At 61.2% G+C, this 7,663-nt stretch carries 7 protein-coding genes; 4 read left to right on the top strand and 3 right to left on the bottom strand.

The annotated features are described in order from the left end of the window. Nucleotides 1-76: 76 nt before the first annotated feature. Together PMI29_RS11640 and PMI29_RS11645 are read right to left on the bottom strand one after the other, a co-directional pair. A complete protein-coding gene (locus tag PMI29_RS11640) occupies nt 77-1,261 on the bottom strand; it encodes a porin (protein WP_007999623.1) in 1,185 nt (394 codons plus the stop codon). Nucleotides 1,262-1,469: 208 nt separating this feature from the next. Further along, nucleotides 1,470-2,276, bottom strand: a complete 807-nt coding sequence (locus PMI29_RS11645) for a sulfite exporter TauE/SafE family protein (RefSeq protein ID WP_007999620.1) — start codon at nt 2,274-2,276, stop codon at nt 1,470-1,472. A gap of 162 nt (nt 2,277-2,438) precedes the next feature. On the opposite strand from PMI29_RS11645, the gene PMI29_RS11650 reads away from it, so the two are divergent. Continuing rightward, a complete protein-coding gene (locus PMI29_RS11650; RefSeq protein WP_007999618.1) occupies nt 2,439-3,302 on the top strand; it encodes an MBL fold metallo-hydrolase in 864 nt (287 codons plus the stop codon). A gap of 117 nt (nt 3,303-3,419) precedes the next feature. On the opposite strand, the gene bkdR is transcribed toward PMI29_RS11650, so the two are convergent. Further along, nucleotides 3,420-3,908, bottom strand: a complete 489-nt coding sequence (gene bkdR, locus PMI29_RS11655) for a Bkd operon transcriptional regulator BkdR (protein WP_007976593.1) — start codon at nt 3,906-3,908, stop codon at nt 3,420-3,422. Nucleotides 3,909-4,093: 185 nt separating this feature from the next. Between bkdR and PMI29_RS11660 the strand changes: the two genes are divergently transcribed. The 3 genes from PMI29_RS11660 to PMI29_RS11670 are packed head-to-tail and all read left to right on the top strand — an operon-like array spanning nt 4,094 to nt 7,661. Then, complete coding sequence (locus tag PMI29_RS11660) at nt 4,094-5,329, top strand: 3-methyl-2-oxobutanoate dehydrogenase (2-methylpropanoyl-transferring) subunit alpha (RefSeq protein ID WP_007999617.1); 1,236 nt, start codon at nt 4,094-4,096, stop codon at nt 5,327-5,329. 1 nt (nt 5,330) lies between these two features. Beyond that, a complete protein-coding gene (locus PMI29_RS11665) occupies nt 5,331-6,389 on the top strand; it encodes an alpha-ketoacid dehydrogenase subunit beta (RefSeq protein ID WP_007999615.1) in 1,059 nt (352 codons plus the stop codon). Then, nucleotides 6,390-7,661 carry a dihydrolipoamide acetyltransferase family protein gene (locus tag PMI29_RS11670; protein ID WP_007999612.1) on the top strand — a complete coding sequence of 424 codons (1,272 nt, stop codon included), beginning with the start codon at nt 6,390-6,392 and terminating at the stop codon, nt 7,659-7,661. The last annotated feature ends 2 nt before the right edge of the window (nt 7,662-7,663 follow it).

Genomic DNA, 7,663 nt, shown 5'->3' with positions numbered 1-7,663 from the left:
GGGTTAGCCGCTTCGATGGGATGAGACGGGTGGCGGCCCTCGCCGCGATGCGCACGGCCAGAGCCACCTCCCGGGGTTACCAGGTCAGCACCGCGCCCACGGCGAAGGTGTCGGTGTCTTCGTTCTGCTCGTCGGTGTCGTGGCCGTTGATTTCGAACTGGTTGTACTCGGCCACCAGCTTGAGGTTGTCGTTCACGTCATGGAACAACGCGATACCGCGGGTCTCGTAGTCCGCGCCGCTGCCGACCACACCGTTGCCATCGTCATTGGTCTTGCCGTAGGACAAGGCCAGGCGGTTCTTGCCCAGTTTGTAGGAGCCCTGCATCAGGTAGCCGTCGCTGTCGACGTTGCGCAGGGTCGGCTCGCCGGCATTGTTGGTGAAAAACGGGTTGATGCCCTTGGCCTGGAAGCCGGATCCAGTGAGGGACAAGCCACCCATCTTCGCCTGCACGCCATAACCGACCCCCTTGGAGGTGACGGTCTCGACCGTGGAATCAGTGTTGTCCGAGGTCTGGTAGCTGCCGTTGACCCAGCTGTAGATCTTTGCCCCGGCCAGGTCGAACTGATAGGTGACTTCGCTCTCGGTACGCGGGTTTTCCTGATAAGCCTTGCCCGTCGGGCTGCTGTCGTTGGTGTCCACCGGGTCCATGATACCGACCGCCACGCGCAGACCGTCCATCACCGGGGTGCGATAGGTGATCTGCGAGGTCGGGAACGGATACGGGTAACCGGTGCCAATGTTGCCGAACGATACCCCGCCACCATCCACCAGCCCCAACGTATCGCTGACCTGACCGTAACCGGCGAGCATTTCGTCGAGAAGGATGTTGGAACGGGCGAACAAGCCGAAGTCCTTGCCGATCAGCACCTCGCCCCACTCCGGGTTGGCCACGGTGCCGAAGAACTGCCGCACATCGATGGCGGTGTCGGTGCCGTTGGTTTGGCTGTCGTTGATGGTGACCCAGAACGAAGCACGGGCGCCGAGCTTGAGATCGTCTACCTGTTTGCCCATGTTGAAGCCCAGGTAGTTGGGCAAAAAGCCCATCTTCACCCGTGACTGCCGACGGTCGAACTGTTCGCCGGCACGGTCGACATCGCTGTTCACATAAAAGGCGTTGATGTAGCCGTCGGTGGAGAACGTGGTCTGGTCCTTGTCGTACAGCATGATATCCGCCTCGGCCATTGGGCTCAGGCCAAGGGCGGACAAACTGGCGATGAAGACAGGCAGAAAACGATGCGTGAAGTTCTTATTGTTGTGCATGGCGCGCTCCGATACGGGGACTAAGTGTCGGAGGCGATTATCGAAACCTGACCAGCGGCGCCATACGCTGCCTTGGGGGTGGTTTTCAGGCGATTTGGAATGGCTGGCGGTGCATGAATACTATGTCGTAAGACCGCTTGTCGGCGAGGTTCGCAACTTAGGGTGTAGACCTGTGGACCCGACTGGCGTCCACAGGAACCGGTACCGGTCAGGCGTTGGCTCTGAACAGCATGTAAGCGGCGACCACGACGCAGACACTGGCAAACCCGACCTGCAACGCCCGCGCCGGTACCCGCGCGCACAGCTTGCGACCAACGATCATGCCGGCGATGCTGGCGCCAATAAAGGTGGCGCCAACGCTGTCAATGCGCACGCCGGCATGGAATGCGCCGATCACGCCGATGGCCGAAATCAGGCAGATCACCATCAGCGAGGTGGCGACGATTCCGCGCATCTGCACATCGGTCAGTTGCTTGAAGGCGGGGACGATCAGGAAGCCGCCACCAACACCCAGCAATCCCGACACTACGCCGGTCACCGCACCGAGGGCCGCAAGGGTCGCAGTGCATTTGGCGGTCCAGGAAAAGCGTCCGGTCTGTTGATCGAGCATGCAGTTTTTCTGGCCCCAGTTCGCTTGGCCGTGGTCACTCGGTCCATCGCCCTTGCGTTCACGGCGCAGCATGCGCCAGGCCACCATGACCATCAGCAGGCTGAACAGGATCATCAGGATTTTTTCCGGCAACTGATGGGCGAAGTAGATACCCACCGGCGAAAACACCGCGCCGAGCGCTGCGATCAACAACGCCGCACGGTAACGTACCAGGCCATGACGCAAACCATCGATGGCGCCGACCGCCGCCGCACTGCCCACCGCAAACAACGCCACCGGAGCGGCCTGAGTCATGCTCCAGCCCAACCCCAACACCAGGGCCGGCACCGCGAGAATTCCGCCACCCGCGCCGGTCAGCCCCAACACCAACCCCATCACCACGCCAAACAGACTTGCCAGCAACATAAAACACTCGTGATCCGCAACTTAACTCCGGGAACGCCCGGTATCGATGGATGACAGGATAGAGCCCGCGCAGGATTTTTCATTAACTGAATGCAGGCGAGACTGGTCAGCGCAGGGAAAATGAATCTACCCTCAACGCTTATCCCGAAAGAATTGGCCACCATGCCTGCCCTGATCGAAGCTTTTTTTGACGACGCCTCGTCGACCTACAGTTACGTGATCTACGAAGACGATGGCGGACAATGCGCAATTGTCGACGCGGTGCTTGACTACAATCCGGCCGCCGGCCGCACGGCCACCACCCAGGCCGACAGGATCATCGCCTTCGTGCGCGAACACCGGTTGCACGTGCAATGGCTGCTGGAAACCCATGCCCACGCCGATCATCTGTCCGCCGCGCCTTATCTGCGGCGCGAGCTGGGCGGCAAGATCGCTATCGGTCAGTCGATCTGCAAGGTCCAGGACGTGTTCAAGGCCCTGTTCAATCTTGAGCCGGAATTCTGCATCGATGGCTCGCAGTTCGACCATCTGTTCGCCCCGGACGAGTCATTTCGCATCGGCAACCTCAAGGCCACCGCGTTGCACGTGCCCGGCCATACCCCGGCGGACATGGCGTACCTGATCGACGGCGATGTGATTCTGGTGGGCGATACGCTGTTCATGCCGGACGTCGGCACCGCGCGCTGCGACTTCCCCGGCGGCAATGCCAACCAGATGTTCGCCTCGATCCACAAACTGCTGGCCTTCCCCGCCAGCGTACGTCTGTACGTGTGCCACGACTACCCGCCCGAGGGCCGCGAACCGCGCTGCATGACCACCGTCGGTGAACAGCGCAAAGGCAATATCCACGTGCGCGACGGCATCGACGAAAATGCCTTCGTTGAGATGCGCACCAAGCGCGATGCCGGGTTGGGCATGCCGACGCTGTTGCTGCCGGCGATCCAGGTGAATGTACGGGCGGGAAATATGCCGCCGGCCGAGGACAATGGCGTGACTTACCTGAAAATCCCTCTGAACAAATTCTGACCCTGTAGGAGCGAGCTTGCTCGCGATGGACGTTAACGATAACGCGAGTTTTCTGAACAAACGCGTTGCCCTCAAGTCCATCGCGAGCAAGCTCGCTCCTACAAGGTGATCGTTATGTCAGTTGCCCAAAGTCAGGCCGTTCGCCGGCAACGGCAATGCCGTTTTATAGCGCACCTGCTTGAGCGCAAAGCTCGAACGAATGTTCGCCACCCCCGGCACCTTGGTCAGAAAGTCCATCATGAAGCGCTCCAGCGACTGGATGGTCGGCACCAGCACCCGGATCAGGTAGTCCGGGTCGCCCGCCATCAAGTAGCACTCCATCACCTCGGGGCGATCGGAAATCGCCTCTTCGAAATGCTGCAACGCCTCCTCCACCTGCTTCTCCAGGCTGACGTGAATGAACACGTTCACATGCAACCCCAGCAGATCGGCGTCCAGCAGCGTCACTTGCTCGCGAATCACCCCCAGTTCTTCCATGGCCTTGACCCGGTTGAAACACGGCGTCGGCGACAGGTTCACCGAGCGCGCCAGGTCGGCGTTGGTGATGCGTGCATTCTCCTGAAGGCTGTTGAGAATGCCGATATCGGTACGGTCCAATTTGCGCATGAGACAAAACCACCTGCTTTTTATGTTTATGCAGATTTTTTATCTGTAAATGATCTTTAGCGCAACGAAACAGAGAGAAATATTCTTCTGGGGCGGGCCTATGATTGTTGTAGGACAAGATTTCATTTATCGAATGAAATCTGTCAGCTCACTACAAGAAATTCACAAGATCGAGCGTAGAAGCCATGACCCAAGCGTACGAACCGCTGCGCCTGCACGTCCCCGAACCCTCGGGCCGCCCAGGGTGCAAAACCGACTTCTCCTACCTGCATTTGACCGATGCAGGCACGGTGCGCAAACCCCAAATCGACGTTGAACCGGCTGACACGGCTGATCTGGCCCGAGGCCTGATCCGCGTGCTCGACGACCAGGGCAATGCCCTTGGGCCGTGGGCCGAAAACGTGCCGGTGGAGATCCTGCGTAAAGGCATGCGCGCCATGCTCAAGACGCGGATCTACGACAACCGCATGGTGGTCGCCCAGCGTCAGAAGAAGATGTCGTTCTACATGCAGAGCCTCGGCGAAGAAGCCATCGGCAGCGCCCAGGCCCTGGCCTTGAACATCGACGACATGTGCTTCCCGACCTACCGCCAGCAAAGCATCCTGATGGCCCGCGACGTACCGCTGGTCGACCTGATCTGCCAGTTGCTGTCCAACGAGCGCGATCCGCTCAAGGGGCGTCAGCTGCCAATCATGTACTCGGTCAAGGACGCCGGTTTCTTCACCATTTCCGGCAACCTCGCCACCCAGTTCATTCAGGGCGTGGGCTGGGGCATGGCCTCGGCAATCAAGGGCGACACCAAAATCGCCTCGGCGTGGATCGGCGACGGTGCCACCGCCGAGTCGGACTTCCACACCGCCCTGACGTTCGCCCACGTGTACCGTGCACCGGTGATCCTCAACGTGGTCAACAACCAGTGGGCGATCTCCACCTTCCAGGCGATTGCCGGTGGTGAAGCCACCACCTTCGCCGGTCGTGGCGTCGGTTGCGGCATCGCCTCCCTGCGGGTCGATGGCAACGATTTCTACGCGGTCTACGCCGCCTCTGCCTGGGCCGCCGAACGCGCCCGCCGCGGCCTCGGCCCGACCATGATCGAATGGGTCACCTACCGCGCCGGTCCGCACTCGACCTCCGATGATCCGTCGAAATACCGCCCGGCCGATGACTGGAGCCACTTCCCGTTGGGCGATCCGATCGCGCGCCTCAAGCAGCACCTGATCAAGACCGGTCACTGGTCCGAAGAGGAACACACCGCCGTCAGCGCGGAACTGGAAGCCGAAGTGATCGCCGCACAGAAAGAAGCCGAACAGTACGGCACCCTCGCCGGCGGCCAGATTCCGAGCGCCGCGACCATGTTCGAAGACGTCTACAAAGAGATGCCGGAGCACTTGAAGCGCCAGCGTCAAGAGTTGGGGATCTGACATGAACGATCACAACAACAATATCGAACTGGAATCCGCCATGACCACGACCACCATGACCATGATCCAGGCCCTGCGCTCGGCCATGGATGTGATGCTTGAACGTGACGACAACGTCGTGGTGTTCGGCCAGGACGTGGGCTACTTCGGCGGCGTGTTCCGCTGCACCGAAGGCCTGCAAGCCAAGTACGGCACCTCCCGAGTGTTCGACGCGCCGATCTCTGAAAGCGGTATCGTCGGCACTGCCGTGGGCATGGGCGCCTACGGCCTGCGCCCGGTGGTGGAGATCCAGTTCGCCGACTACGTCTACCCAGCCTACGATCAGATCATTTCCGAAGCCGCGCGCCTGCGTTATCGCTCGGCTGGCGAATTCACCGCGCCAATGACCCTGCGCATGCCCTGCGGCGGCGGCATCTACGGCGGCCAGACCCACAGCCAGAGCATCGAGGCACTCTTCACCCAGGTATGCGGTCTGCGCACCGTCATGCCGTCCAACCCCTACGACGCCAAAGGCCTGTTGATCGCCTCCATCGAAAACGATGACCCGGTGATCTTCCTGGAACCGAAACGCCTGTACAACGGCCCTTTCGACGGCCACCACGAGCGCCCGGTAACCCCTTGGTCAAAACATCCCGCCGCACAGGTTCCGGATGGTTACTACACCGTACCGCTGGACGTTGCCGCAATCGCCCGTCCGGGCAAGGACGTCACCGTGCTGACCTACGGCACCACCGTCTACGTGTCGCAAGTCGCCGCTGAAGAAACCGGCATAGACGCCGAAGTCATCGATCTGCGCAGCCTGTGGCCACTGGACCTGGAAACCATCACCAAGTCCGTGAAGAAAACCGGACGCTGCGTGATCGTGCACGAAGCGACCCGTACCTGCGGTTTTGGCGCCGAGCTGGTGTCGCTGGTGCAAGAGCATTGCTTCCACCACCTGGAAGCGCCGATCGAACGCGTCACCGGTTGGGACACCCCTTACCCGCACGCGCAAGAGTGGGCGTATTTCCCAGGCCCGTCCCGAGTGGGCGCGGCGTTGAAACGGGTCATGGAGGTCTGAATGGGCACGCACGTTATTAAAATGCCGGACATTGGCGAAGGCATTGCAGAAGTTGAATTGTCGGTATGGCACGTCAAGGTCGGCGACATGGTCGTCGAGGATCAGGTGCTGGCCGATGTCATGACGGATAAAGCGATGGTGGATATTCCGTCGCCGGTGCATGGCAAGGTCATTGCCCTCGGTGGCCAGCCGGGCGAAGTCATGGCGGTTGGCAGTGTGCTGATCAGCATTGAAGTCGAAGGCGCGGGCAACGTTAAGGAATCGGCGCAACCGGCTCCCGTCAAAGAAGCCCCGGTGGCCGCACCCAAAGTTGACGCTGTGGTTGAAAGCAAACCCGTCGCAGCTCCGCGTCCGGCCGCCGTTTGTCAGGGCCCGATGGTTGCTCGCGAGGCCGATGAGCGGCCGCTGGCCTCCCCGGCCGTGCGCAAGCATGCGCTGGACCTCGGCATTCAATTGCGTCTGGTGCGTGGCAGCGGCCCCGCCGGACGGATTCTGCACGACGATCTCGAAGCCTATCTGGCCCAGGGTCAGTCGAACGCCTCGGCGCCGGCCCCCGCCGCTTACGCCCAGCGCACTGATGAACAGCAGATCCCGGTGATCGGCATGCGCCGCAAGATTGCCCAGCGCATGCAGGACGCCACCCAGCGCGCCGCCCACTTCAGCTATGTCGAAGAAATCGACGTAACTGCGGTGGAAGAACTGCGTGCGCACCTGAACGAAAAACACGGCGCGAGCCGTGGCAAGTTGACCTTGCTGCCATTCCTGGTCCGCGCCCTGGTCGTCGCCCTGCGCGACTTCCCGCAGATCAACGCCCGTTACGACGACGAAGCCCAGGTCATCACCCGCCTCGGCGCGGTGCATGTCGGCATCGCCACTCAGGCCGACATCGGTTTGATGGTGCCGGTGGTGCGTCACGCTGAAGCCCGTAGCTTGTGGGACAGCGCTCAGGAAATCTCCCGTTTGGCCACTGCCGCCCGTAACGGCAAGGCCAGCCGCGATGAACTGTCCGGCTCGTCCATCACCCTGACCAGCCTCGGGGCCTTGGGCGGCATCGTCAGCACGCCGGTGCTGAACCTGCCGGAAGTGGCGATTGTCGGCGTCAACAAGATCGTCGAACGGCCAATGGTGATCAAAGGCCAGATCGTGATCCGCAAGATGATGAACCTCTCCAGCTCCTTCGATCACCGCGTGGTCGACGGCATGGACGCGGCGCAATTCATCCAGGCCGTCCGTGGCTTGCTCGAACAACCCGCTACCTTGTTTGTGGAGTAATT

This window comes from Pseudomonas sp. GM49, from assembly GCF_000282355.1.
Classification (GTDB): domain Bacteria; phylum Pseudomonadota; class Gammaproteobacteria; order Pseudomonadales; family Pseudomonadaceae; genus Aquipseudomonas.
Note: the sequence above shows the minus strand (reverse complement) of the source record. Positions and strands in the feature narration are given on the sequence as shown.

Coding starts and splice junctions, on each gene's coding strand:
- PMI29_RS11640 (WP_007999623.1), bottom strand. CDS start 1,261: ATGCACAACAATAAGAACTTCACGCATCGTTTTCTGCCTGTCTTCATC.
- PMI29_RS11645 (WP_007999620.1), bottom strand. CDS start 2,276: ATGTTGCTGGCAAGTCTGTTTGGCGTGGTGATGGGGTTGGTGTTGGGG.
- PMI29_RS11650 (WP_007999618.1), top strand. CDS start 2,439: ATGCCTGCCCTGATCGAAGCTTTTTTTGACGACGCCTCGTCGACCTAC.
- bkdR (WP_007976593.1), bottom strand. CDS start 3,908: ATGCGCAAATTGGACCGTACCGATATCGGCATTCTCAACAGCCTTCAG.
- PMI29_RS11660 (WP_007999617.1), top strand. CDS start 4,094: ATGACCCAAGCGTACGAACCGCTGCGCCTGCACGTCCCCGAACCCTCG.
- PMI29_RS11665 (WP_007999615.1), top strand. CDS start 5,331: ATGAACGATCACAACAACAATATCGAACTGGAATCCGCCATGACCACG.
- PMI29_RS11670 (WP_007999612.1), top strand. CDS start 6,390: ATGGGCACGCACGTTATTAAAATGCCGGACATTGGCGAAGGCATTGCA.